The following is a 22,807-nucleotide window of genomic DNA, read 5'->3' on the forward strand; positions in this document are numbered from 1 at the left end:
GTAGAACAGCGCGCCTTGTGCCATCTGCCGACCCATCATGACCGTGATCCCCTGCCGCCTTGCAGGAGTGAATCACGCCCTCGTCACCGTCGCAAGCAGCCATTTTTCAACAGCCTCACCTGTTTGTCGCACAGTCGTGATTGAGACCGGGTTTTCCACACATCGGACCGGCAAATGGCGCTGATGGGAGGAGAGCGGAGCGGCTGCTTTCGGCAAACGCTGAGCCCAAACGGACAATCGTCATCGCACCTCATGCGCGAGGCCTGAGCCCCCCGCCTGCGCATGCAGCCAACAATTTAAGCGGTTTGGCAGAAGCTCCCTGACCTACTGGATGCAACGGTACCCCAGCCAACGCGCCTCCAGTTCGCGAAGCTCTCGGGTTAGGGTTCTAATCACCGCTAGCTTCCTCCATTTTTTGCAGTCAAGAAACCTAAATCATTGCAGCGGGTTCAAAGCTCATGCCGCTTTCAACCGTCCCCTACGCCATCGTCGTTGAAGACGATCCGATCATCATGATGGAAACGGTATTCATCCTCGAAGATGCCGGGTTTCGCGTTTACGAAAGCTTCAACGGCGACGAAGCGATCCTGCATCTTACGAAGCATTGGGAAAGCACTGTGTTGTTGTTCTCCGACGTCGATATGCCCGGAAGCATGAACGGGTTCGCCCTTGCGCGGCACGTAGCTGAGCACTGGCCGCTGATCGAGATCGTAATTGCCTCGGGGCATACACTTCCGGCGGATGGGGACATGCCGAAAAAGGCAACATTTCTTACGAAGCCCTTCAACCAACGAATGGTGCACGAGCACCTCAGCCAAATCCTGCCGGATGAGAAAAAGCCCGAGCCATTGAAGAAAGCCGTCTAGCTTCAGTGTCGTCGGTCCGTAGCTGCCAGCGCTGTGACTATGTTTCCCGCGCCCGCTACGACTGTCACGTTTACAAAGACAGCCGTGATCGTTTGATGCGAAGCGTGACGATCAACCCTGCGTTCGACCAGTCATAGTCCATGTTACCACCGAGCTGGCTGGTGACGGTACGCCTGATCAGCTTGCTGCCATATCCCTCGGGGCCATCGGGCGGCGATACCGACGGGCCGCCGCGTTCCAACCAGGTCAGAACGATCTGCTCAGACTCGGACTCGGATGCGCTGGTGATGTCAAGCGTGCCGGTCGCGTCCGAAAGCGATCCGTACTTCATCGAGTTGGTGGCGAGCTCGTGGATCACTAGCGCAATTCCCGTGGCCGCGGTCTCGCCCACCGCAGTGCGTTCGACGGCAACACGGATCCGCCCTTTGAACGCGCCGAGATCGTCATAGGGGGCGAGCAGAATCGACAGCAGATCCCCGAGCAACGCTGCTTTGGCTTTGCCGCCGACAAGCGGACGGACAAGATCATGCGCGCGCCCTAAGGCGGCGAGGCGCCCGGTAAGTTCATGCGCCATTTCCTCGATACTGCTGGCCGAGTGCGACGTGATTGTCGTGAGACCGGAGGCAATGGCGAGAAGATTTTTAACGCGGTGGCTCATCTCTCCGGCGAGGAGCTCATTGCCCTCCTCGGCCTGTTTGCGGCCAGTGACGTCGAGGAAGATGCCGAACATCGTACGGCCGACGATACCAACATCCTCGCCTCGTCCGCGCGCGGCGATCCAGCGCACCTCGTCTTCGACCACGATACGGAAATCGGTTTCGTAGGTACCGATCACGGCGCGCGTCGCGGCAAACGCCGAGCGGACGCGATCCCTATCAGCGGGATGAATATGCGCAGAGAGTTCCTCGAACGTCACTCTTTCGCACCACGGGATGCCCCACAGCTCGAAGCCTCGCTTGTCCATCTTCAGGAGATCGGTTTCGACGTTCCACGACCACAGGGCGACGCCGGCTGCATCAACGGCGCGGCGGAGGTCCCCGTGGTTCCACTCTTGCCCGCGAGGTAAATCAGCCGTCACCACAGTACCTCTCGCGAATAGCAATCCTGCATAGTGATGCAATGTTCTAGGACAACCATTATCGACTCGCGACAGCAGCTAGTGCTCTATCGCGGTGAACGAATGGTCAGAGTTGGGTCATCGGAAGTGCTCCGTCAATGCCGGTTTGTGGACGGCAGCGGACGATAGCGTACGCGAGTCGGCGCCGCCCTTCTCAAAAAGGATGGTGAAGCGGGAAAACTTCCGCAGGCTCATTAGCGGGCCGGCGGCTGCATGAACTCTATCGTGATATGATCGGGGCCTGAAACGTATGCCACCAAAGTTCCCTTCCGTGGACCACCCGCGATCGGCAGTGGACTACCCTTGGCCTTCCATCCTGCTGCCTCGACGCGGGCAATAGCGGCATGAATATCCTTCACGGTCAGCGCCAGGTGGGCCGCTCCGATCGATCCCGCGCTGGAAGGCACCACCCCATTCTGGTGCCCTCTTGAATATTGCAACAGTTCGACACCGTAGCCGTCTGGTGCCCTGACGATCGCCGTTTTCACACTCGGATCATCGACACCTGTCACCTGATGCAGGAAGTCGCCCCCCATCTCTGATTGCCGCTCAAGTGTGAAACCGAGCGCTCCCGTCCAAAACCGAACGGCTTCGTCCAAAGATGATACAGCGAAACCTGTGTGGTCCACGGCAATTACGTTTGCGGCGTCGTTCATTGCTGCACTCTCACTGAGCCGTGCTTGCCCTGTCTGGGCCTGCGCCCCGGCTGCAACCGAGGCCAGCAGCATGGCGAACATGATCTTCATAGTGCTTCTTTAACACTTTGGGCTCTTCTCGAACAGGAACGACCAACGAGAAGGGCAGGGCGTTCTCGATTGGGACCCTGAAAAGGGAATCGTCCAGCTTCCCCGAAATGCTGTGAGTGGGATTTCGGGAAGATGGCGTCCGATCAATCCTTGGGCCAAGCCGTCGTCACGGCCTGGCAGAATGACGGCGCAGGTTTCTCCGACATCGCAAGCCGGACCATCTTCTTTTGAAAGAGGCTGTATCGCGCGGGATCGGCTACGATGCTGGCGACGTTGGCATTGAAGTATTCCGCTTCAGTGGCCGTGGCGCCGGCGGGTACGAGATCGGGCATGGGCGTGCGCTGCGCGACGAAGTTCGCCAGCCGTAATTCGGTTGGGGTAGTGCCGGGGTGGTCTCTCCAGAAGGCCACCATCATCCGGTTGGCCTCGTACTCGGCCTGCCACCGCCGCAAGGGGCGACGCGACACTTCCTGTATCCAATGACCAAGTTCGTGCGCGACGAGCAGATTGTTAAAAACCTCGACATATTGCTTCCGACCCGACAGGCCGAGCGTGCCGATCGCCGCGAAGCGGTCCATCGCTGCGCGCGTACCGGGATCGAGAATGTCGTAGGGTACGATCACGATTGCGCGGTCAAGCGGGTCGTATCGGGTAGTCCCCGGCGATGTCGCCAGTTCGACAACCGGTTTAAACGGAGGCTTTCGACCGCAGGCGACGACGGCCGCGTAGAAGGTATCGGCGACGGGCTGCGCCTGCGCGATAGCCTCATTGGTGGCAGGGGCATGTCCAGCCGTCATCAAGCCGGCCGCTGCCAGAAAGGTCGAGCGAAGCATGTAGTTGGTCCTTAAATCAGATAAGTGTCGGCGCGAGCGTTCACCGCAGCGGCAGGAACAGGTCCGCGACCGCTTCGTGATCCGGCACCTCCGGGAAGAAGCTGAGGCGCTGGCAATAGAGCGGGAAATCCCGCGCTTCCTCGCCGCTGGCGGGCAGCCAATCACGGTAGAGATACAGCGCGGCAGGCTCAAGATTGTCGGTGTTGCCGACGACACGCAGCACCGCACAACGCCCGGCGGGGATAAGTCCGGTTTTGACGCCATCGCTGTTCGCCTCGATCTGTCGATCCGTGCCGACGCACAGGTCCACGCGATAGTCGGCCGCAGGCACCGTCCGCGGATCGGCATGAAAGACGTTGAACGTCGGACTGGTCCTGGGCGGCAACCCGGTAGCTTTGCGCCAGGCGATGAACCGCTTGATGGTCGCACCGATCGTCGCCGGATCGCCGCGATGCTCCATGATTGCCACCGGCGTCGGGGCTACGTCGCGGATCTTCACGTCGTCGTGGGTGTAGATAGTCTGCATGAGCTTGCTCCTCGCATTGTCGAGAGGCCCGAAGGCCACAAGCCACGGTTCCCAATCGGGAGTTTTCCTGAAGGACGAAGGGGATTGTCCGAACCGTTGCCGAAAAGCGCGGGCGAAGGCATCCGGAGCGTCGTAGCCGGCATCCATCGCTATGTCGGTGACGCTCTGTGCGTCCCTGTAGGCCAGCCGGTAAGATGCCCGCTTCATGCGGGCGAGCTGGACGTAGCAATGCACGGACAGCCCGAAGGTCGCCGTGAACAGCCGGTGGAAGTGGTATTTCGAAAAGGCCGCGACGCCGCTTACCGCATCCAGGTCCAGATCGTCGTCCAGATGCCTGTCGATGTGATCCCGCACCCGCTGCATCCGGGCATAGTAGTTGTGACGCGCCGCCTTCATCGTCCTGTCCTCCGTGGCGATGCCAGCTAGGCGCCTCCGGATGTGACGCGCTCGACCGATCTTGCGGTTCTAGCATGGCCCGGCAGGCTTTCTCGATCGGGAACGTCGTTCAGAAACGATATGTCGGGGTGGGCGATCATCGGCATAACGGAGGGACCCAAGATCTCCATTCTCTCAAAAACCGTTCCCGAAATCGTTTTCCCAGAACCACGATTCGTAGACGGCGTTATGGGAACGCTGCTCCGGTCAAAATGGGTATACCCAGAACGACATTTCGATTTTATGCTGTTCAATCAGGGTTCTAATTTAATATTGGATAGCCAGTAGCAACCCTGTTTGCACGGACCAGCGGCAGTCTCAAGGCCGGTACACCGAAAGGCATGGTATGACTTGCTGTCCGGTCTGGCGATCACAGCGAGCCCGAACGGGATCGCATCCGGGAACACTAGCGGCGGCTCAAAACCAGCCCCGAGTATCAAACAGGAAAATAATCGACGCCGGTCATCTACAGCAATCCGCTGGTGTCTGTGTCAAGACCGTTCGGTTTGAATACCCAATCCTCCATAAGCTGCGTTGATCATGATCTTGGAGGTTTCCGCATAGAGCCCTTCCCACGCTTGTCGTACTTCCAGTGTAAAACGGTCTCCTAGAATATGTTCAAAGGTGCCAATCAGCGCCTCGCCAACAAAAGCATAATGCTCTATTTTTGCGCCGTATTTTATATGCCTAATCGAAAGATCAGTTAGATTTGATTGGATGTTTCCGAAATCCGCACATTCCGCAATAAGCACATCAATAGTTTGCCTAAAAATAAAACATTGATTGGCTATATCGTCTGGAAACAAAGCCCTAATGAAAGGATGCTGAAAAAAAAGGTTGTGATAAAATTGATCTGAGTACAAATTTTCAGATTCTCGAATAATGCAATAGCTTTCTCTGATAATTTTCAATTGACCATCTGACAAAGCCACAACCGCTCTCCTGGGTTCCGTTGCACCTTCGAACTGATCAGTAGGTAGCCCGCTTGAGCGAGCTATCGTTCCGAAGATGATCCATCACCTCCGAGAGAACGGCAAGAGCTGAATTCAACCCGCGGCGATTTTGGCGTCACATGACGGGTCAGTGGGGGATGCTGGTATTCAAACCAACGATCGAAGATCGGATGACTAGCGTTAGGGCTGCAGTTTTCTCCAGCCCAAAACCGAGGGCTGTGCATACCAACAATGGATTTCTAGGTGCGCCGCGTGGATCGAATAAATAAACTATTTTCGACAATAGCTTTGACTTTTTGAACAAGGACATCTGATTCGAATGGTTTGACGAGATAACCATCAGCACCAGCGCCAAGTCCCTCGTCAATCTTCTCCTCACCCCCGGTAGCAGTTAGCATTAGCACCGGGATTAGGTACGTCTCGGGTGTTGCTCTAAGGCGCTGTGATATTTCAATTCCTTGCATGCCCGGTAGCGAGCGATCAAGTATCACTAGGTCGGGCTTTTTGAATGCGATCGTCTCATACGCGAGCGTGCCGTGACCGATTACACCGATTAGATATCCGGCGTTCGTCAGCAGATCCTTGACGATATCCGCCATTAGATCGTCGTCTTCCACATAGATTATTCGGATAAGCCGTTTGGGTGGCAGGGCAGTGTCAGACTGGTGCATAAAAAACCCGGCTCAGTATGATCATGTGGGGACCAATCACGGCAGTAGAGCGGATCACTGAGTGGGCCGAAGGGCCATAGCAATCCGTCGTTTTTCCAAGAGCTCGGATACGCGAAAAACAAGTTCGTCGGGATCGAAAGGCTTCTTCATATAGTCGTTCGCGCCTTCATACATCGCGAGTTCTACGTCGCGCTCGCCGCGCCGACCCGTAAGAATCAAGACTGGCGTATCATAAAACTCGGTTGTGTTGCGCATCTCTCGAAGAACTATGATGCCATTCTTCTCGGGCATATTGCAGTCAAGGATAACCAAATCGGGCTTTCTGTCTCGAATGACTTTCATCATGTCCGTGCCATCTGCCAAAAGCCCTACGGCATGCCCTGCTGCATTGAGTGCTTCGATGGCAATCTCGGCGACGATCTCGTCGTCGTCTGCCATGATGATTCGAGCCATTTCAGTCTCCCTACAACACCCGCCTCGCTCGATGGACGCCGTGATTATGAGAAGGTAATGTATCGTACGCAATCAGGGGTATTAAAGATCCAAGCTCGCCGGATGGGCCCGGCCGTCTATGGGTACGTAAGCGCATTGCGGCATTACCTCATGCCGCTTGTCGCAACGCAATGGCTGCGGCTTCGGCAACCGCGGCGCACTGACCAACAGGACATGCGAGCAGCTCATCCTCCAACCGCTTGGCGCGATCCCCGAGTTCGGCCTCACCGAACATAGCTGCAACTCCAGCAAGCTTATGAAGAAGGTCCGCAACCTCCATAACGGCTTTCTCGGTGGGCGAGTCATCCATGGACAACTCCTCGAGCTTGCGAACCGTGTCCGCCTTGCGCGTGCGATAACGATCAAGAAGCTTAATGCTGACGACTGACTTTCCGGTCGGCGTGGCCGTTTCCGCAACGACGAACCTGGCGAGGATGGCCGTGAGGTCTCGCACGCGGACGGGCTTGGCGAGATGAGCCTGCATTCCCGCTATGAGACACGATTCAATATCTTCCGCATAGGCGTTGGCGGTCAACGCTACGATCGGCAGTGCCCCCGGAGTAAACCCCGACTCGCGCAACCGGCGGGTAGCCTCCAACCCATCAACCTCGGGCATCTGCATATCCATCAGGACCAACTCGAAGGGCTGGCCCGACTTTGCAGCCGACTCCACCATTGTGATCGCCTCCGCCCCGTTCACTGCGAGCATGGGCTCCATGCCAGCGCGATGAGCCATGGCCATGATCAGCTCCTGATTGATATCATGGTCCTCCGCGATCAGCACGCGGGGTTTCCGAACGATCTCACCAACAATCGGGGTCACCGTAGAAGCCGCCTCGATCGTACCGACTTCGCCCTCGATTACCCGAAGCGGCAGGTGCACCGTGAAGGTGGTGCCCTCGCCAACCACACTCCGCACAGTGATGGCCCCACCCATAAGATTAATAAGTTCGCCGCTGATGCTAAGACCAAGCCCCGTCCCACCATATAGCCGTGCCGTTGAATCGTCGGCTTGAGTAAATTGGTCAAAAATCACATCCAGCCGCTCGGCCGGAATGCCGATCCCAGTATCCGTCACGTCGATACGCAACCTCTTCTGTTCCACCAGAACATCGACCGTAACCGCGCCTCGCTCCGTAAATTTTGCGGCGTTGCCGATGAGGTTAAGCACGACTTGCCGCAGCCGCAGAGGGTCACCCAAGAGACGCCGCGGAACAGCGGGGTCGACTTTGGCTGACAGCGCTACGCCCTTAACGCTGACAACAGTCTTCATTAGGTCTGCGCAACGCCGGATTATGTGGCGAATATCGACCGGCTCTTCAGTGACGTGCATCTTGCCCGAGTCGATTTTGGAGATGTCGAGAATATCATTGAGTAACCGCATCATCGAACGGCCGGACTCCGCGATCAGTTCTACGTGTCGGCGCTGGTCGGATTCCAGCTGGCCGGCTAACACCAGCTCGGTGAAACCCAGTACGCCGTTCATGGGTGTGCGTATTTCATGGCTCATATTGGCAAGAAAGCCAGCCTTGGCGCGGGTGGCGCTTTCGGCTTTATCGCGAGCTCTCACCAACTCGCCCTGAAGTTCCTTTCGGCTACCGATGTCGCGAATTGCCGAGATCACACCGCCCTTGACGCCCATGTCGCCCTCAGGTGCGCGCCAAGGCTTCATGTGCGATTCCAGCCATCGCCAGTCGCCGTTTGTGTGGCGTAGTCGATATTCGACCGTTCGCGCCGTCTGCGTGCCTGTAATAAGAGCGACGTGCGCGGCGTGAACTGCCTCCAGATCATCTGGATGAATGAATTCGCCGCAGTGCCGACCCGTTAATTCTTCGGGAAGATAGCCCGACAGTTCGACACAGGAGGGAGAGGCATAAACCACGAAGCCGTCGTCGCCGGTGCGGAGTACGACGTCAGTCGCGTTCTCTGCAAGTAGACGGTATTGCTGCTCGCTGAAACGCACGGCCTCCTCTGCTGCGGCCTGAGCGCTTATGTCCTGGATAACACCAAAGAGGCCTATTACCGCGTCGTCGGGAGCACGTTCGGCCTGGCCTTGCGACGCAACGCGTTTGGTGCTCCCATCCGGAAGTAGCAGCGTCGCGGTAAATTCAAAGCTCTCCCCGGTTTCGATGGTGTGCGCCACTAGGTCGCCGACCCGCTGCCGATCGTTCGGATGGTATGCGCTTATCGCGTTCTCCAACGCTGGCGAATAGCCATTTTCCACGCCGTGGATGCGACAAACCTCGTCCGACCAGATGGCTTGGTTGCGAGCCAGGTCGACTCGCCAGTGGCCAATTTGCGTCAGAGCAGAAGCCATCGCGAACAGGCGGTTGTTCTCCTGAAGGCGAGCAGATGACTCGGCAGCCTCCAATTCTACCGCGCGCCGCTGGCTCACGTCGCGGACGCTCGCCACGAACTCGATCGGGTCACCCGCGTCGTTCCGGACAAGTCGGTATGCCGCCTCTAGCCAGACATAGTGACCGTCACGGTGTTGTTGTCGGTAGGTGCATATGGGATTGGTCGCGCCCGCCAGCAGCGTCCGGCATACCTCCATGACGCGCATGCGGTCCTCGACGTGGATCGCCGCGACTGGCGCGCCGCCAGTCATCTCCTCGGGCGAATAGCCCAGCACCACCTGGCAAGCCGGCGAAACGTACTTGCGTATGCCATCAAAGCCGATGCGGACGATCATATCGCTCGAATGATCGGCGAGTAGGCGGTGCATCCGCTCGCTTGCGAGCAACGCCTCCTGCTGAAGGACAGTCGCCGTCACATCTCGGATGTTGCCAGTCGTACCCAAGAAGCGGCCATCCTCGCTTGCAAGGCGTCGGATCACGACTTCGATATGCCGGCAATCATTAGTCGAAGTCGAAAATCGCTGACGCAGCGTGCAGGCGTCGATTTCGCCCGACACGATCTTCGGATATGTTTCGGCGGCAGCAGCGAGGTCGTCGGGATGGAGCAGCTTGGTTGTCGGCCACCCGAGGCTCGCTTCGACCCGGTAACCGGTGAGCAACTCCCAAGCAGGATTGAGAAAAGTCCAACGGCCTTTCGCATCCGTTTTGAAGATGACCTCACCTACATTATCGAGGATAGATTCTGCAAAATCGCGGCTTTCCTTCAACTCGCGACGTAACGTCTCGCGAGTTGCTAGTGTTGACGCGACCGGAAGGCCCATGGCGAAGCTCACGGCTAGAAAAAGCTGAAGTGCCACGAGTTGGTCGCCGCTACCTCCTTTCACCAGCGTGATGGGGCCAATGCCCGCCATCGTGAAGCCGGACGCAACGATGCATATGATCGCTATAGCCGCAGCTGTACCCACAACCCCTTTTCGAAAGGCAGCGAGGATAACGATCGGACATGCGAGGAACAGAAACGGAAAACGACTTTGAGCGAAAATGAGGCTGGCAGCGGCTGTCACCAGCGTTAAAAATACTAACCACTCCAGCAGACCCCTTCGAGTCGGCAAGGTCCTGTTTCGCCATCCCTGTGTGGCAATCATTATCAGTGGTGTAACAATTAGCAGGCTCAGTCCATCGGCGAACAATTTCGTCAGCCAGACCGTCACGTCGAAGTACTTCCCGGGCGGTGCAAGCACCACGGCATCCAGCGTCGCCGCGGCGCAAGGAGCGATCAGAGATACTAGCAGGAGCCAACCCAGTGCACCAATTTCCTCGATTGCCGGGGACGGCCCGCAGAGCTGGCGCATAGTCCAGACGACAATCAGCACCTCAATCGAGTTTGCAGTGGCCAACGCAACTGCAAGCGAAACCGTGTCGCCTACTATCAGATTTGCCAGCATGTTTGCGACGCAGCACACCGCCACGTACGTTAAGCCTCGGCCTGGTCGCCGTAGTAGAACGCCTGCAAGGACGGCATTAGGCAGCCAAAGCGCCGCAATGCGTGCTGTGCCTCGTGTCAGCTCAATCCCAAGCAGCGCCAAAATCCAAAACCCGACAGCGACAGCCACAAATCCCGGCAATAGGCGAGTAACGGCATAAAGTTGGTTCGGTCGTGCGTGCGTTTTTTGATAGAGGGTTGGTCGCATAGTGTACTCATAATTGCGCACCTCTTAAATTATCGTCGCTCGGACGATGAGCCGCCGATAGCCGCGCCTCGCACGTTGCTCGAGATGGCGATTTGACAACCGGTTGGTTTTGCAGTTGGCGGATGCCCGCGCTTCTCTTCAGGCTCGGAAGTGTCCGAACACCGGTCCGAAAGGTCCGCGCTTAAGATCCGCACCGATTTGGTTATGACCGGGCTGTGCGCACGAAGTACGATGTAGGCTTTCCGATTGGAAACGTATGGTGAGACACCGGCACCCATCACGCAATCCGTGGCTGCCGCATCCCAAATTCTGATCTCAAAATCCTTTTCGAAATTAAGCGATGCAGAAGGAGTCACGGGAATGCTGTCCGCGTCAGACAGGGTATACTCCGAAAGACATTTCGAAAATTACGGGTCTAGCCAGGGTATGGTAGCGGGGTATTTGAACAGCAGATATCGACTCTGATTGTACGACCAACCTCTGAGTGAAACCTTATCTGCCGTATGCCCTCGACGCGCACGATCCGACGCACGCGAGCAAGGTCGCCGCCACAGGCCGCACGAAGCTGAGCCAGTGCGCTGATTGCGCACAGTCTCGCGGCGTCGTACCCGTCGGTCGTCGTCAGTGTCGCACCGACGCGACCGGTGTAGGCGAGTTCGCCGTCCCGCCAGGGAAACTGCCCCGACGTCGTCACGATGTCGCCGACCCGCGACCACGGGGCATAGGCGCCTAGGCCCGCAGGTGCGTCCGAGAGCACTATGCCTAGGTCCGATAGTCTCTGCTCGGCATGAACGGAGCGTGTGTCTTGCCCGGAACCCGGCGCTGACCGGTTGGCAGGATGATCCATCGTTTCGACTCCTCAGCAGCCTATCGGTGATCGTTGCCTGCAGGCTTCGCATTCACAGCCAGGCTATAGAGCGTGACGGGAGGCACCACGGCGTCCTTGCCACGGTTCAGGCCGGCCGTTCGGTTCAGCTGCGAGGCGGGCAAGAGCAGGTTGCCCTTGTCGTCGATCCACATAGCATCGACCCAGATCAGCCGCGGATCAGCGATCAGCGTCTTGATCCGTCCGTCAGGATTGATCGCAAGGATGCGTTTCTTGTCGGTGTCGCTAAGATAGATCGTACCGTCGACGCCGATCGCGGTGCCGCCTGTCGAAGGCGTGTCGGCAAAACGCTCGACATGGCTCGCCAATGCGGCAGCGGAAAGCGATGCGTCGTCGAGCCAGCGCGTCTCGATCCGCGCCATCCGCCCGTTCGAAGGTTGATAGTAGAACCACCTGCCATCGGGCGAGATCTCCAGCTGGTCGGCATGGATCACCACCGGTTTGCCTGCGGGATTGGTCAGTTCGCGCCCCTCCGCCATCAACTTGGTCTGCGCGACGGTCGAGGGATGATTGTCCAGCACCCGGCGCCCCTTGCCGGTTGCGAGGTCTAGCACGATCAGCCCGGGCTGGCCCGCGTCGGTGAGGTAGGCGTTCGGACCGTGGAATCGTACGTCGTCGACGAAGCTGATCGCGGTCGTCACGCCCGCCAGGTCATAGACACGCGTGATCGCGTTCGTCGCGATGTCGACGCGAACGAGCTTGACGCCGCCGGCGACGGCCGGCTTGCCGATGCCTGGCGAGCCGCGGTCGACGACCCACAGCGCGCCGTCAGGGCCGATCCGCAGCGCATTTACCCCGACGAAGCGGTTCGAGCCGCTATCGCCCTGCTTCCATCCGTTCCAGGTCGCATCCGGATAGGCGACGGCCTTGCCATCCAGAAGTTCGGCGACCTGAGGGTCGCCCTTTCCGGGACGGGGCTGCACGGGAAGGAACGTCCGGCCCGAAGGCGTCGTCGCGACGCCATTGACGATCAGGTCAGACAAAAAAACGGGAGTCAGCCGATCCTTGGCGGCAACGGGGCCGGCTGCGAGCACGCTCGCGGCTAGCGCGGAAACGAGTGCGACTTTCATCGTTATATCCCTATTCGATACCGGAGAGGACGGTCTTGCCATAGGCATCGCCGCCTTCGACAATGGCGTGGGCTCGGCGCAGGTTAGTAACGGTCAAAGCACCGACGTCCTGCGTCATGGTCGACCGCAGCACGCCGGCATCAACCAGCGACGCGATCTCGTTCAGGATCATGCCCTGACGCGCCATGTCGGGCGTGTGGAAAAGCGAGCGAGTGAACATGAGCTCCCAGGCGATCGTCACCGCCTTGCGCTTGAAGGGCACGATGTCGAGCGTCTTGGGATCGTCGATCAGCGCAAGCGTGCCCTGCGGTGCGATCAGCCTCGCGATCGCCTCGATATGCTTGTCGGTGGCGGTCAGGCCGGCGACGAACTCCACCTGCTCGATGCCGATGCGTGCGAGTTCCTCGTCGAGCGGCTCGTGATGGTCGATCACGTCGTGTGCGCCCAGGGAACGGACCCACGCGATCGTCTCCGGCCGCGACGACATGCAGACCTGTCAGGCGCCGGGCAAGCTGGATCAAAATCGATCCCACCCCGCCCGCACCGTTGATGACGAGCAGCGTGCCCCCGCCGGTGAAGCTGCCGAAGGGCACGTGCATCCGGTCGAACAGCAACTCGAATGCAGTCAGCGACGTCAGCGGCAATGCCGCCGCCGCGGTCCAGTCGAGCGAGGCCGGCTTGGTGCCGACGATGCGTTCGTCGACGAGGTGAAACTCGGCATTGCTGCCCGGCCGGTCGATCGCACCGGCATAGAACACCGCGTCTCCGGGTGCGAATAGCGTCACTTCGGCACCGATCCGTTCCACGACGCCGGCCGCGTCGTAACCCAGGATGCGGTGGCCTTCCTGCGGTGCCGATCCTGCGCGGGTCTTCACGTCGACCGGGTTCACCGACACCGCCTTCACCCGGACCAGCAGGTCGCGCGGCCCGGGTTCGGGCGTGGCGATGTCGACGGCGACGAGCGCATCGATCGCCCCCAAATTGTGGTAGCCTATGGCTTTCATGACCGGTCTCCTGATGATTCAGTGGTGGGTGTTCTGTAAGTGCGAAGCGCATCGTCGAGCGCGCCGACGCGGGCATTGCCGAGATAGAGCGCGGACAGCTCCGCAAGCGTGCCCTCACCCAGCCGCTGCTTCGCGTCCTTGCGGACTATCAGCGTGGCGTTGTCGACGCCGCCGAGCAGGCCCTTCGGATCTTCGAGCGGCCGGATCCGGTAGCGGTGATGGAGCCACTGCGGATGCCACAGCGGTACGATCATCCAGGCACCCTCTGCCACGGCGCGTTCGAAACGGCCGAAACAGTCGTCTTCACTACCCGGCGCAAAGCGATAGCCATGCGCGGCGAGGCCATATCGCTCGACGATTGCCTGCGAAAAGCGGCTGATCCCGGCACCGACGTTCACGCCCTGGATCAACCGATCCATGCGATCGAGCGCCAGCGGTGACGTCAGATCATCGATCGAGGCTATTGCGGATACCGGCACGTGTTCGGGTACGCCCCAGATGCAATAGGGCTCGTACAGGACGGTCACCTTCTCGACCGCATCGAACATCGGCGTGAGGTAGGTTCCATGGCTGGCGGGTAGCCATGCCGCGACCAGTAGGTCTATTTCGCCCGCGCCAAGCCGCCTGTACATCTCCTCGTGCGGTGCCGCGCTGCGTTCGATCGAGTGGCCATGCCTGGCGATGATCGCCTCCACCTCGCGAGCGGCGGCGTCGTGGAAGCTGAGGTCGATGTGACCGACGCGGACCGCGTTCTCAAGGCGGGACATCACCGCGCCCTCAACGTTGCGGAATATAGATGCCATCGGCGCTGCGATGGCGAGGTGCTATCCTCTGCGTTGACGCGGCGCACAACGTAATTGCCGTCGAAGCGTTGGTGTGCACCCGTCGTCGTCAGTCCGTCCACCCGCACCGGAACGGTCACGTAGGTCGATCCGGCCGCGCCCTCGGACCGGGCGGGGCCGGTCACGCTCACGCGAACCTGCCGCGTCGTGGCGAAACCGCGCCGGAAAGCGGCATAGGTTTGACCCGGCCGGCCGCGATCTCCCCATTTTGCCCAAGCCGTCACATAGTCGCGGGCATCGATCGCACGATAGTAATCGCGCACGACGTCGATGGCGGCCGCCGTGCCGGGCTGTGTTCGCGCGCCGCCTTTTGCCGCGGACGCAGGGGGAACCGCGAGGGTCGCCATGGCCCCGACGGCCAGCATGCGATGAAGAGTATGGACATGGCGCATCGTCATGCAGCAGCTCCTTCGGTGTGATGGACGATCCGGGCGATGTCGGCGAGCCCAAGCACGGTTGCGGTCGCTGCGCGCGTGCGTCGACAGGCTTCGGCGTCCGCCTTGAGGTCGATCCCGTAGGTCGGGATCATCGCCCTGAGACGCGGCAGCCAGGCGGTTTCGGTCAACCGGTCCGCGAAGCAGCGACGCAGGACGTCGATTGCGATCGACGCGGCGGTCGATGCGCCGGGCGACGCTCCCATGAGCGCGATGAAGGAGCCGTCCGCCGCGCCGACGAGCGCAGTGCCGAACGCGAGTGTACCACCGCCATGACCGTTCGGCTTGATGACCTGAACACGCTGCACGGCGACCGCCTCGGTCCAGTCCGCCGGATCGGCGTTCGGGTAGAACTGCCGGAGCGTCTCGATCCGCCCTCGTTCGGACAAGACCACCTGATCGGCGAGATACTCCTCCAGCTTCAGGGCATGTTCGCCAGCATGGTGTTTGGGTTTGGTCATGTCCCGTTCCCCGCTCAATAGGCCGGGGTATAGGTCTGGCTCTTCAGCCAGGCGCGGATGTCGTCAGGCCGATCGACGGTGGCGAGACCGCGATCGAAGATGTGCTCCGCGACGCGCACTGCGGTCGTGATCTCCGTTTCCAGAATGTCGCTCTGCGGCGGAAATAGCATGCCCTTGTCGCGGGCGGCCTGGCCGACCTGATCGGCGGACCCCTGCGCCGCGGCGATCCACATCTTGTCGTCGATGCGCTTGGGTTTCGTCGCGTAGACGGCGAGGCCGAAGGCGGGGAAGATGTAGAAGTTGTTGGCCTGACCCGGGTGATAGGTGTTGTCGTTCACCGTCACGTCGGGGAACTGGACGCCGGCGGCGAACAGCGCCTTGCCATCGGTCCAGGCATAGGCCTGTTCCGGCGTGCATTCCGCCTTGTCGGTCGGGTTCGACCGCGGGAAGATGATCGGCCGGTCCCTGTTGGCGGCGACCGCCTTCACCACGTCTTGCGTGAACAAGCCGTGCGTCGTGCTGACACCGATCAGCGTCGTCGGCTCGAAGGCCCTGACGCTGTCCTCCAGACTCTTCGTCGCCGGCGGATCCTTGGCATAGACATTCTGCGACGCACTGAGATCGTCGCGCTTCGCATCGAGCAGACCGTTCACATTGTACATCGCGATGCGCGCCCGCGCGTCCTCCGCAGACAGACCTTCGGTCTGCATCGCCTCGAAGATCATGTTGGCGATGCCGATCCCGGCGGAGCCTGCGCCCGCGAACATGATCTTCTGGTCCGCGAGCTTCTCGCCCTTGATCTGGAGAGCGGTCGTCAGACCCGCGATGGTGACGCTCGCGGTCCCCTGGATATCGTCGTTGCGGACGAGATACTTGTCCTTGTACCGAGCGAGCAGGCGGATAGCGTCGGTGCCCTTCCAAACCTCGTAATGCACACAGACGCCTGGAAAGACCTCGTTGGCGGCTGCCATGAATTTGTCGACCAGCGCATCGATCTCATCCTCCGTGGGCGGCTCGTCGCGAAGGCCGGTATAGAGCGGATCGGCACGCAGCTTGGCGTTGGTCGTTCCGATGTCGAAGTGGATCGGGAGCAGCCCGTCCGGTGGCACTGCTGCGCACACGGTATACAGCTGGAGCTTGCCGATCGGGATCGGCGCGCCATTGGCTCCGATGTCGCCGAGCCCAAGGATGCGACCGCCCGAGGATACGCAGATGAAGCGGATGTCCTTGTTGGGCCAGTGGGCGAGTACTTCGGCCAGCCGCCCTTTCATGTGCTTCGTCAGATACATGCCCTGCGGCCGGCGATAGACGTGGCCATAGGTCAAGCAGGCGTCGGCGATCGTCGGATCATAGACGATCGGCACGAACCGCGCTGGGTCGCTCATCAGGACCGCATAGAACAACGTCTCGTTGCGATCGCACGGATCCTGGAGGTAGATGTACTGCTCAAGTGCGTCCGGCTTGGCCGAGAGATGGCCGAGCACCCGCTCGACCTGCGTGTCCAGCGTCTCGATCGCGGCCGGCAGCAGCCCTTCGAGACCGAGCGACGTGCGTTCGTCGGTGGTGAACGCCGTGCCCTTGTCGAGGATCGGATTCTCCAGCGCCGCCACGCCGGTCGGTGATTTCGTGGTCATGATTGCTCCGGAAGATATTAACGGGCTCGGCGACGCCGGTTCAGTTTGCAGGGACGAGCCCGATCTGCTGCTGGAAGGTGAGGTTGTCCTCGAGATGCCAATTGTCGGTGATCTTACCGCCCAACACGCGCAGGATGTCGGTCGCGATGAAGTCGATCGGCTGACCGGTGCCCTTCGTGCCCATGAAGGTACCAGTGTAATGCCCGGTGAAGTGCAGATGGCTGACCACCCGGTCGCCGACCACGAGACGCTGAACGACGGCGATCCTCAGGTCCGGGACTGCGCCCAGGAACGCCTTCGACGCGGCCGCAGGACCGGCGGGGCCTTGCGCACGGCCCTTGGGCAAGGTGTGGTCGAAGAAGCGCCGGCTGACCGCAGCATCGAGCAGCACGCCGCTGCCATTGTTCCAGAAGCCATAGAACGCATCGACTGGCTTGAGCATCGCCGAGACGGTGGCGGCGGACAGCCCTTTGTCGACGATAAGCTCCTGCGACTTGGCGATCGCCATGGCCGCTTTGTCATCGACCTGCGCAGCAAATGCGGGGGTAGCGGCGGCGAACGCCGCAATCGTGAGAAATGCACGCATGAATAGTCTCCTCAGGCTGCGATCATGCCGCCGCCATCGACCGTGACGGTCGATCCGGTGGCGTAAGGGTTGGTGGCGACGAACAGGATGGCGCCGGCGATGTCCTCGGGCTGGCCGATGCGCCGCGCCGGCAGGCGGGCGGCGGCCTTCGCGAACATCGCCTGCCGGTCGGAGTCGGTCATGCCAGCGTAGAGCGGTGTATCGACGAGGCCCGGCGAGACGGTGTTGACCCGCACCGGCGCGCGTTCGAGCGCCAGACCCCGCGCGAGCGCCTCGAGCGCGGCGTTGATCGCGCCTTGCAAGACCGACGAGGCGCTTGGACGCTGTGACAGAAAGCCGGAGACGAAGGTGATTGATCCGCCGTCGCGCATCTTCGCGGCGCGCGCGATGCGGTACGCGCCGAAGAACTTGCTGTTCATTGCCGCTTGCGCATCATCGAGGTCCAGCGTCGCGACTGGCCCGGTCTTCGTCTTCGCTGCCGCCACGACCACGTGATCGAAGGCCTCTTGTGCGGCGAAGAACGCCTCAACCGAGCCGTCATCGGTGATGTCGAGCGTCTTTTGGCCCGGGCGCGAAACCTCGGCGCCCGCCTTCTCGAAGGCTTCAGCGGTGGCTCGACCGATCCCGCCGCTGGCGCCGACGACGAGGACGCGCTGTCCGTTCAATGGCGTGCTCATGACTGTTTCTCCTTGGGGGATGGACCGGGTAGGCCGGTTTCGGTAGCGGGACCGCGTTCGAAGACCGGGGTCAGCCCCTTTGTCTGAAGCGCGTATTTCGCGATTTCGTCCTTGCGCGCGAACCAGACACCGGGTTTCGAGCGCGCATAGGTCAGGAACCGGTCGAGGACGCGGACGCGGTTGGCGTGGCCGGAGATGCGGTCGTGCATCGACACCACCATCATGCGTCGCTTCGTCGCGCCCTCTTCATATAGCTGGTCGAACTCGTCCTTCCCGTTCGTAGGCCATCGGGTTCCAGCCTTCGAACGGGAAGGACGAGATGTCGTTCATGTGGAAGGTGTAGGGGACCGTCACGAAGTCGCCCCCGGCCAGCGGCACGATGAACGGCGCGTCGCGGCTCGGCTCGTCGATATGGTAGAGGAAGCCGAGGCTCTGCAGGATGTCGAGCGTCCGCGGGGAGTTGCGCAGCCAATAGGCGTTCCAGCCCAGGGGCTTCGCCCCCGTGATCCGTTCGATCGTCTCGGCACAGTCGCCGATGAAGCGGCGTTCCTCGTCCGGCTTCATCGCGTAGCTATTCTGCCAGGTCCGTCCGTGGGCCGCGGCTTCATGACCGCGGCGCACGATCTCCCTGGCAAGTTCTGGCGCCTTCTCGATCGCTTGGCCGATCATGAACGACGACAGCTTGATCCCGTGATTGTCCATCAGGTCGAGGATGCGCGGGACGCCCTCGTTCGGGCCGTAGGCGAAGAAGGCGTTGGTCGGCAGGTCCGGCAGATCGTGCTCGATCGGCTCCGGGATCGGGCCGCCCGCGCCCGAGATCGGCTGGCCGCCGCCCTCGAACATCAGGCTGAGGCTGACCGCGAGGCGAGCACCGCCCGGCCAGAATGGTTTTTTGGGCATGAGGCGGGTCTCCTTGGCTGCCGCCGCGGTCGCGAGCACAGCACTTCCGGCGAGGAAGATGCGGCGATCGATGCGCGGAAGGGTTGGTCCATTGGTCACAGCAACACGATGGCGCTTTCCTCCCAGAGATTAATCCTCATAGTGTTTGAGGCAGAATCAACCGGGAGACGATATGCTCGATGACCTCAACGAACTCAGGACGTTGCAGCAGGTCCTGTCATGCGGGTCGTTGACGGCTGCGGCGAGGACACTGGGCGTCAGTCTCGCGGTGGTCAGCAAGCGGCTCGCGACCCTTGAACGCCGGACGGGTGTGCGGCTCGTCAATCGTACGACACGCAGCCTGTCGCCGACCGAGGAGGGTGAGCGGCTGCTGGTCGAGATCGACCGCGCGCTGGAAGCGCTTCGGCAAGGGGAGGAACTGCTGGCCACTGGGCGTGACGAGCCGGTTGGAACGCTCCGGGTGTCGGCGCCCGTTTCGTTCGGCCGCCGTCATGTCGCTCCAGTGCTCGGTGACCTTGCCCGACGCCACCCGCAACTTGCCATTGCGCTGTCGCTCGACGACCGACTGATCGACGTCGCGGGGGGCGCAGTGGACGTCGCGATCCGGATTGGCGGTGGGCTGGTCGATACCAGCGCAGCCATGCGCAAGCTCGTCGACAACGTCCGCGTCGCCGTCGCTGCCCCGGCCTATCTGGACCAGCGAGGTCGGCCGCTGCAACCGGACGATCTCATCGGGCATGATCTACTGCGGTACGGCGATGCGGTCGCGCCGTGGCGGTTAATCGACCCTGAGGGATCCGAGAGGCTGGTGCCCGCGCCAGCCCGGATGCGCGTCGACAACGGCGATGCCGTGCATGACTGGTGCGTCGCTGGCCATGGCATCATGTTGAAGTCGATGATCGACGTCGCGGACGATGTTTCCACGGGGAAGCTGGAACGAGTGTTGCCCGAATGGACTGCCGGCGAAATGCCGATAGTGGCTTTGTTTCCGGACCGCGCGACGATGCCGCGCAAAACCCGGGTGTTTCTCGACGCCATGGTCAGGATATTTGAGACCGCATTGTAGTCCCTCATTGATGCCTTCGATATCAATTCCCGGACGATTATCCATCAACCAGCTGGCATCTAATCGTAGAACCGAGCGAGCCTTACGTTTTTGATTTCCAACCGACGAGCGTTGAAGAAACTGATCGGAGACCGCCATGAAGACCCTTGGAACCGCCATGCTATCGGGAGCGCTGGGAGCAATGATGTCGATCGCGGGTCCACAATCTTCTGCGTTCGCATCTGCGGTGCCCACCGTGGCCCAGCTACGTCATATACGCCGGGTATTGATCGTATCCGCGCCGAGCGCGCAGGATACGGCGCTTCGACGGCAGATGAAGCTCCTGGCCCTATGGAAGGATCGGGGAGAGGCGCGCGACATGACGGTTGTCAGCATCGTCGGGAAACAAGTAAAGGGTGCCGGCGATGCCGCATCGGCGCTTCGCGACCGATTTGGCCTGTCGTCTCATGCCTTTGCGGTCGCCCTGATCGGTAAAGATGGTCATCTCGCGGTAAAAGGCACGACACCTCTCCCGACGTCGGAGCTCGAGCAGACGATTGATGCGATGCCGATGCGTCAGGCAGGGGGACGTTAACGTACGGGCGACGATCGCCGGGGACATCCGCGGTCGTACACGCTTAACGCCGGCACGCCTCATCGTCTTTTAGGGTATATGCTGAAGACACGCATCAGGAAGAAAGCCGCCGACACTTATCGCGCGATCAGGCTGCTCGAAGAAGTGACGACGTCGATCAAAGCGCTTCAGGACGAAGATTTGCTCGATCTGGCGGACATATTCTCAGATGACGCGAAGGCCGCGCTGGGTAAAATTGCGTTCGCCGAGATGGAAAGGCGTAACCTACGTTTATGATGGCGCGATCTAAGCTACCCGACGGTCTTTACGACTGGCAGCAGGTGCCGCGCGTTCGCCGCCTAAACAACCGAGTGGCAGCGGTTAACGGTCGCTACGTGCTGTGCTGGCTTCAGCAGGCGCTGCGTGCTTACGACAACCCCGTTATCGACGCAGCCGTCCGTCTCGGCAACGCGCTGCGGTTGCCGGTGCTGGTCTATCACGGCGTCCGTGAGGATTATCCGTATGCGTCAGACCGGCTGCACCACTTCATCCTGGGCGCGAGCATCGATCTCGCCAAAGGGTGTCGTCAACGCGGGCTGGCTTGCGTGCAGCACATCGACCGCGCTGAGCGACGTGAAAAAGGTTTGATCTACCGCCTTAGTGTCGATGCCGCGGCGACCGTGTTGGAAGACCAGCCGACCTTCGTTGCGCGGTGGCAGGCAGAGCGCGTGGCCGCGCCGGTCAAGCTGCCCGTTTTTGCGGTGAACGCTGCCTGTCTGGTGCCACCTGCCATCATTGGCGCTGACGTCGGGGGGCGGACCGCTTTCTTGCGCAGCCACGAGCCGGCGCGCGCTATCTGGGCGGCGTGGGACGAGGAAGTTGCGACCGTAGAGCCTTATGCCAATGATTTGCCGTTCACGCCCGACAGGTTCGAGGAGGATGATCTGGACACTCTGATCGCCGGGCTCAACATCGACCATTCGCTACCGGCCACCTCGCTGCATCCAGCAGGTCGGACAGCGGCGCAAGAGCGGCTTGCACGCTTGGTCGCGGACGTGATGCCCGGCTACGCGTCCACCCGGAACGACGCCACGCATGACAACGGCGCGAGCGGTCTTTCGCCTTACCTGCACTTTGGCGTACTTGGTCCTCGCGAAGTCATGGCAGCAGTCAGCGGCGTCCCTGCAGGCGCAAAGCACAAGCGCAAATTCGCCGATGAGCTGCTCGGCTGGCGCGAGTGGTTCCACTATCAGGCGCGGCATCTCGACGTGCCCGAACGGTACGACCGCATAGCCAGTTGGGCGCGCCAGACACTGGCTAGCCATGCCAGCGATCCCCGCCCCGACCACGAGACGCTCACCGCCATGCTGAGGGGCGAGACACGGGACGCCACATGGAATGCCTGTCAGCGACAGTTTCTGGCCGAGGGATGGATGCACAACAATTTGCGCATGTACTGGAGCAAGCGGATTATCGCGATGACCCCCAGCCCTGAGGCGGCATGGACGACAGCCTGCTATTTTAATGATCGGCTCAGCCTCGATGGCCGTGATCCCAGCACCTGCGGCAACATCGCCACGATGTTCGCCGGCTCGCCTGCCGATCCCGAGCGTGCTGTCTATGGTCGTGTGGCGACGCGTGGCGACGGCTCTACCCGTCATAGGGAGGGCGGCGACGCGTGGCTCGCAGCTGCGGCATCGCGGCCAATCCCCGTGGTATCTGTCCCTGCCGTGGCGCCGGTCGATCCATACTTGACTGGCGACACACCTATTTAATGGGGCACCTTTTTGCCTGACCAAACGGCCGCTTCCGGTCACGGAGCGAGCCGCCCTGAATGTCCACAACTGGGTCAAGCGTGCGTACGCGATCATTTCGCAGACCGCCCCCACCCCCCGAAGTCCGCGTCAATCCATCAGCTTGCGCTGAAGGTAGGTCATCGTCAGCGCTGTCGTCCGGGCAGCCTGTTTCAGATCGGCACCTGCGCCGTGGCCGCCTTCGGTATTCTCG

At 60.8% G+C, this 22,807-nt stretch carries 25 protein-coding genes and 1 pseudogene; 6 read left to right on the top strand and 20 right to left on the bottom strand.

Annotated features, from left to right (window positions below; genetic code table 11):
- The first annotated feature begins 458 nt into the window (after positions 1-458).
- Entirely contained in the window at positions 459-866 is a 408-nt protein-coding gene (locus U1872_RS21605) for a response regulator (RefSeq protein WP_332794948.1), read from the top strand.
- A gap of 70 nt (positions 867-936) precedes the next feature.
- Here U1872_RS21605 and U1872_RS21610 read toward each other — a convergent pair whose 3' ends face one another.
- From U1872_RS21610 to U1872_RS21655, 11 genes are all read right to left on the bottom strand, one after another.
- On the bottom strand, positions 937-1,947 hold the full coding sequence (locus U1872_RS21610) for a sensor histidine kinase (RefSeq protein ID WP_332794949.1): 1,011 nt from the start codon (positions 1,945-1,947) through the stop codon (positions 937-939).
- A gap of 230 nt (positions 1,948-2,177) precedes the next feature.
- Positions 2,178-2,729: a VOC family protein gene (locus U1872_RS21615; protein ID WP_332794950.1), complete on the bottom strand. Its 552-nt coding sequence runs from the start codon at positions 2,727-2,729 to the stop codon at positions 2,178-2,180.
- Between the two features lie 143 nt (positions 2,730-2,872).
- The gene (locus tag U1872_RS21620; RefSeq protein WP_332794951.1) at positions 2,873-3,562 is read right to left on the bottom strand and encodes a hypothetical protein; all 690 of its coding nucleotides are present in this window, start codon (positions 3,560-3,562) and stop codon (positions 2,873-2,875) included.
- 40 nt (positions 3,563-3,602) lie between these two features.
- Complete coding sequence (locus U1872_RS21625) at positions 3,603-4,484, bottom strand: AraC family transcriptional regulator (RefSeq protein WP_332794952.1); 882 nt, start codon at positions 4,482-4,484, stop codon at positions 3,603-3,605.
- A 530-nt stretch (positions 4,485-5,014) separates the two neighbouring features.
- Positions 5,015-5,455 carry a globin domain-containing protein gene (locus U1872_RS21630; RefSeq protein WP_332794953.1) on the bottom strand — a complete coding sequence of 147 codons (441 nt, stop codon included), beginning with the start codon at positions 5,453-5,455 and terminating at the stop codon, positions 5,015-5,017.
- 260 nt (positions 5,456-5,715) lie between these two features.
- On the bottom strand, positions 5,716-6,093 hold the full coding sequence (locus tag U1872_RS21635; protein WP_332794954.1) for a response regulator transcription factor: 378 nt from the start codon (positions 6,091-6,093) through the stop codon (positions 5,716-5,718).
- 108 nt (positions 6,094-6,201) lie between these two features.
- Positions 6,202-6,600, bottom strand: coding sequence for a response regulator transcription factor (locus U1872_RS21640; RefSeq protein ID WP_332794955.1), 399 nt, complete (start codon positions 6,598-6,600; stop codon positions 6,202-6,204).
- A gap of 148 nt (positions 6,601-6,748) precedes the next feature.
- Positions 6,749-10,687, bottom strand: a complete 3,939-nt coding sequence (locus U1872_RS21645) for a PAS domain S-box protein (RefSeq protein ID WP_332794956.1) — start codon at positions 10,685-10,687, stop codon at positions 6,749-6,751.
- Positions 10,688-11,102: 415 nt separating this feature from the next.
- Positions 11,103-11,534, bottom strand: a complete 432-nt coding sequence (locus U1872_RS22915; protein ID WP_443025437.1) for a RidA family protein — start codon at positions 11,532-11,534, stop codon at positions 11,103-11,105.
- A gap of 20 nt (positions 11,535-11,554) precedes the next feature.
- Positions 11,555-12,706, bottom strand: a complete 1,152-nt coding sequence (locus U1872_RS21650; RefSeq protein WP_332794957.1) for an SMP-30/gluconolactonase/LRE family protein — start codon at positions 12,704-12,706, stop codon at positions 11,555-11,557.
- Positions 12,654-13,076, bottom strand: coding sequence for a zinc-binding dehydrogenase (locus U1872_RS21655; RefSeq protein ID WP_332794958.1), 423 nt, complete (start codon positions 13,074-13,076; stop codon positions 12,654-12,656). Before U1872_RS21655 ends, U1872_RS21650 begins: the two co-directional genes overlap by 53 nt.
- 52 nt (positions 13,077-13,128) lie before the next feature.
- On the opposite strand from U1872_RS21655, the gene U1872_RS21660 reads away from it, so the two are divergent.
- Positions 13,129-13,422: a hypothetical protein gene (locus U1872_RS21660; RefSeq protein WP_332794971.1), complete on the top strand. Its 294-nt coding sequence runs from the start codon at positions 13,129-13,131 to the stop codon at positions 13,420-13,422.
- A gap of 30 nt (positions 13,423-13,452) precedes the next feature.
- On the opposite strand, the pseudogene U1872_RS21665 reads toward U1872_RS21660, so the two are convergent.
- From U1872_RS21665 to U1872_RS21705, 9 genes and pseudogenes are all read right to left on the bottom strand, one after another.
- Positions 13,453-13,647, bottom strand: a pseudogene (locus tag U1872_RS21665) (alcohol dehydrogenase catalytic domain-containing protein); the annotation flags it as partial.
- On the bottom strand, positions 13,644-14,450 hold the full coding sequence (locus U1872_RS21670) for a glycine betaine ABC transporter substrate-binding protein (protein WP_332794959.1): 807 nt from the start codon (positions 14,448-14,450) through the stop codon (positions 13,644-13,646). The pseudogene U1872_RS21665 and the gene U1872_RS21670, both read right to left, overlap by 4 nt.
- Positions 14,414-14,887: a hypothetical protein gene (locus tag U1872_RS21675; RefSeq protein WP_332794960.1), complete on the bottom strand. Its 474-nt coding sequence runs from the start codon at positions 14,885-14,887 to the stop codon at positions 14,414-14,416. Before U1872_RS21675 ends, U1872_RS21670 begins: the two co-directional genes overlap by 37 nt.
- Positions 14,884-15,384 carry a malate:quinone oxidoreductase gene (locus U1872_RS21680; RefSeq protein ID WP_332794961.1) on the bottom strand — a complete coding sequence of 167 codons (501 nt, stop codon included), beginning with the start codon at positions 15,382-15,384 and terminating at the stop codon, positions 14,884-14,886. Before U1872_RS21680 ends, U1872_RS21675 begins: the two co-directional genes overlap by 4 nt.
- 14 nt (positions 15,385-15,398) lie before the next feature.
- Positions 15,399-17,018, bottom strand: coding sequence for an NAD-dependent malic enzyme (locus tag U1872_RS21685; RefSeq protein ID WP_332794962.1), 1,620 nt, complete (start codon positions 17,016-17,018; stop codon positions 15,399-15,401).
- A 40-nt stretch (positions 17,019-17,058) separates the two neighbouring features.
- Positions 17,059-17,604, bottom strand: coding sequence for an ester cyclase (locus U1872_RS21690; protein ID WP_332794963.1), 546 nt, complete (start codon positions 17,602-17,604; stop codon positions 17,059-17,061).
- Positions 17,605-17,615: 11 nt separating this feature from the next.
- Positions 17,616-18,281: an SDR family oxidoreductase gene (locus U1872_RS21695; protein ID WP_332794964.1), complete on the bottom strand. Its 666-nt coding sequence runs from the start codon at positions 18,279-18,281 to the stop codon at positions 17,616-17,618.
- Positions 18,278-18,505, bottom strand: a complete 228-nt coding sequence (locus U1872_RS21700) for a hypothetical protein (RefSeq protein ID WP_332794965.1) — start codon at positions 18,503-18,505, stop codon at positions 18,278-18,280. Before U1872_RS21700 ends, U1872_RS21695 begins: the two co-directional genes overlap by 4 nt.
- Positions 18,506-18,527: 22 nt before the next feature.
- Positions 18,528-19,181, bottom strand: a complete 654-nt coding sequence (locus U1872_RS21705; RefSeq protein ID WP_332794966.1) for a polysaccharide deacetylase family protein — start codon at positions 19,179-19,181, stop codon at positions 18,528-18,530.
- A gap of 172 nt (positions 19,182-19,353) precedes the next feature.
- Between U1872_RS21705 and U1872_RS21710 the strand changes: the two genes are divergently transcribed.
- From U1872_RS21710 to U1872_RS21725, 4 genes are all read left to right on the top strand, one after another.
- Entirely contained in the window at positions 19,354-20,247 is an 894-nt protein-coding gene (locus U1872_RS21710) for a LysR family transcriptional regulator (RefSeq protein WP_332794967.1), read from the top strand.
- A gap of 136 nt (positions 20,248-20,383) precedes the next feature.
- Complete coding sequence (locus U1872_RS21715) at positions 20,384-20,821, top strand: DUF4174 domain-containing protein (RefSeq protein WP_332794968.1); 438 nt, start codon at positions 20,384-20,386, stop codon at positions 20,819-20,821.
- A 78-nt stretch (positions 20,822-20,899) separates the two neighbouring features.
- On the top strand, positions 20,900-21,097 hold the full coding sequence (locus tag U1872_RS21720) for a hypothetical protein (protein ID WP_332794969.1): 198 nt from the start codon (positions 20,900-20,902) through the stop codon (positions 21,095-21,097).
- Positions 21,094-22,575, top strand: a complete 1,482-nt coding sequence (locus U1872_RS21725) for a DNA photolyase (RefSeq protein ID WP_332794970.1) — start codon at positions 21,094-21,096, stop codon at positions 22,573-22,575. The genes U1872_RS21720 and U1872_RS21725 overlap by 4 nt, the downstream gene beginning before the upstream one ends.
- The last annotated feature ends 232 nt before the right edge of the window (positions 22,576-22,807 follow it).

Source organism: Parasphingomonas frigoris (genome assembly GCF_036663815.1).
In the GTDB taxonomy this organism is placed as follows: domain Bacteria; phylum Pseudomonadota; class Alphaproteobacteria; order Sphingomonadales; family Sphingomonadaceae; genus Sphingomonas.

Coding starts and splice junctions, on each gene's coding strand:
- U1872_RS21700 (WP_332794965.1), bottom strand. CDS start 18,505: ATGATGGTGGTGTCGATGCACGACCGCATCTCCGGCCACGCCAACCGC.
- U1872_RS21645 (WP_332794956.1), bottom strand. CDS start 10,687: ATGCGACCAACCCTCTATCAAAAAACGCACGCACGACCGAACCAACTT.
- U1872_RS21685 (WP_332794962.1), bottom strand. CDS start 17,018: ATGACCACGAAATCACCGACCGGCGTGGCGGCGCTGGAGAATCCGATC.
- U1872_RS21670 (WP_332794959.1), bottom strand. CDS start 14,450: ATGGCATCTATATTCCGCAACGTTGAGGGCGCGGTGATGTCCCGCCTT.
- U1872_RS21710 (WP_332794967.1), top strand. CDS start 19,354: ATGCTCGATGACCTCAACGAACTCAGGACGTTGCAGCAGGTCCTGTCA.
- U1872_RS21640 (WP_332794955.1), bottom strand. CDS start 6,600: ATGGCTCGAATCATCATGGCAGACGACGACGAGATCGTCGCCGAGATT.
- U1872_RS21680 (WP_332794961.1), bottom strand. CDS start 15,384: ATGACCAAACCCAAACACCATGCTGGCGAACATGCCCTGAAGCTGGAG.
- U1872_RS21690 (WP_332794963.1), bottom strand. CDS start 17,604: ATGCGTGCATTTCTCACGATTGCGGCGTTCGCCGCCGCTACCCCCGCA.
- U1872_RS21705 (WP_332794966.1), bottom strand. CDS start 19,181: ATGCCCAAAAAACCATTCTGGCCGGGCGGTGCTCGCCTCGCGGTCAGC.
- U1872_RS21620 (WP_332794951.1), bottom strand. CDS start 3,562: ATGCTTCGCTCGACCTTTCTGGCAGCGGCCGGCTTGATGACGGCTGGA.
- U1872_RS21605 (WP_332794948.1), top strand. CDS start 459: ATGCCGCTTTCAACCGTCCCCTACGCCATCGTCGTTGAAGACGATCCG.
- U1872_RS21720 (WP_332794969.1), top strand. CDS start 20,900: ATGCTGAAGACACGCATCAGGAAGAAAGCCGCCGACACTTATCGCGCG.
- U1872_RS21715 (WP_332794968.1), top strand. CDS start 20,384: ATGAAGACCCTTGGAACCGCCATGCTATCGGGAGCGCTGGGAGCAATG.
- U1872_RS21615 (WP_332794950.1), bottom strand. CDS start 2,729: ATGAAGATCATGTTCGCCATGCTGCTGGCCTCGGTTGCAGCCGGGGCG.
- U1872_RS22915 (WP_443025437.1), bottom strand. CDS start 11,534: ATGGATCATCCTGCCAACCGGTCAGCGCCGGGTTCCGGGCAAGACACA.
- U1872_RS21660 (WP_332794971.1), top strand. CDS start 13,129: ATGCAGACCTGTCAGGCGCCGGGCAAGCTGGATCAAAATCGATCCCAC.
- U1872_RS21725 (WP_332794970.1), top strand. CDS start 21,094: ATGATGGCGCGATCTAAGCTACCCGACGGTCTTTACGACTGGCAGCAG.
- U1872_RS21695 (WP_332794964.1), bottom strand. CDS start 18,281: ATGAGCACGCCATTGAACGGACAGCGCGTCCTCGTCGTCGGCGCCAGC.
- U1872_RS21625 (WP_332794952.1), bottom strand. CDS start 4,484: ATGAAGGCGGCGCGTCACAACTACTATGCCCGGATGCAGCGGGTGCGG.
- U1872_RS21675 (WP_332794960.1), bottom strand. CDS start 14,887: ATGACGATGCGCCATGTCCATACTCTTCATCGCATGCTGGCCGTCGGG.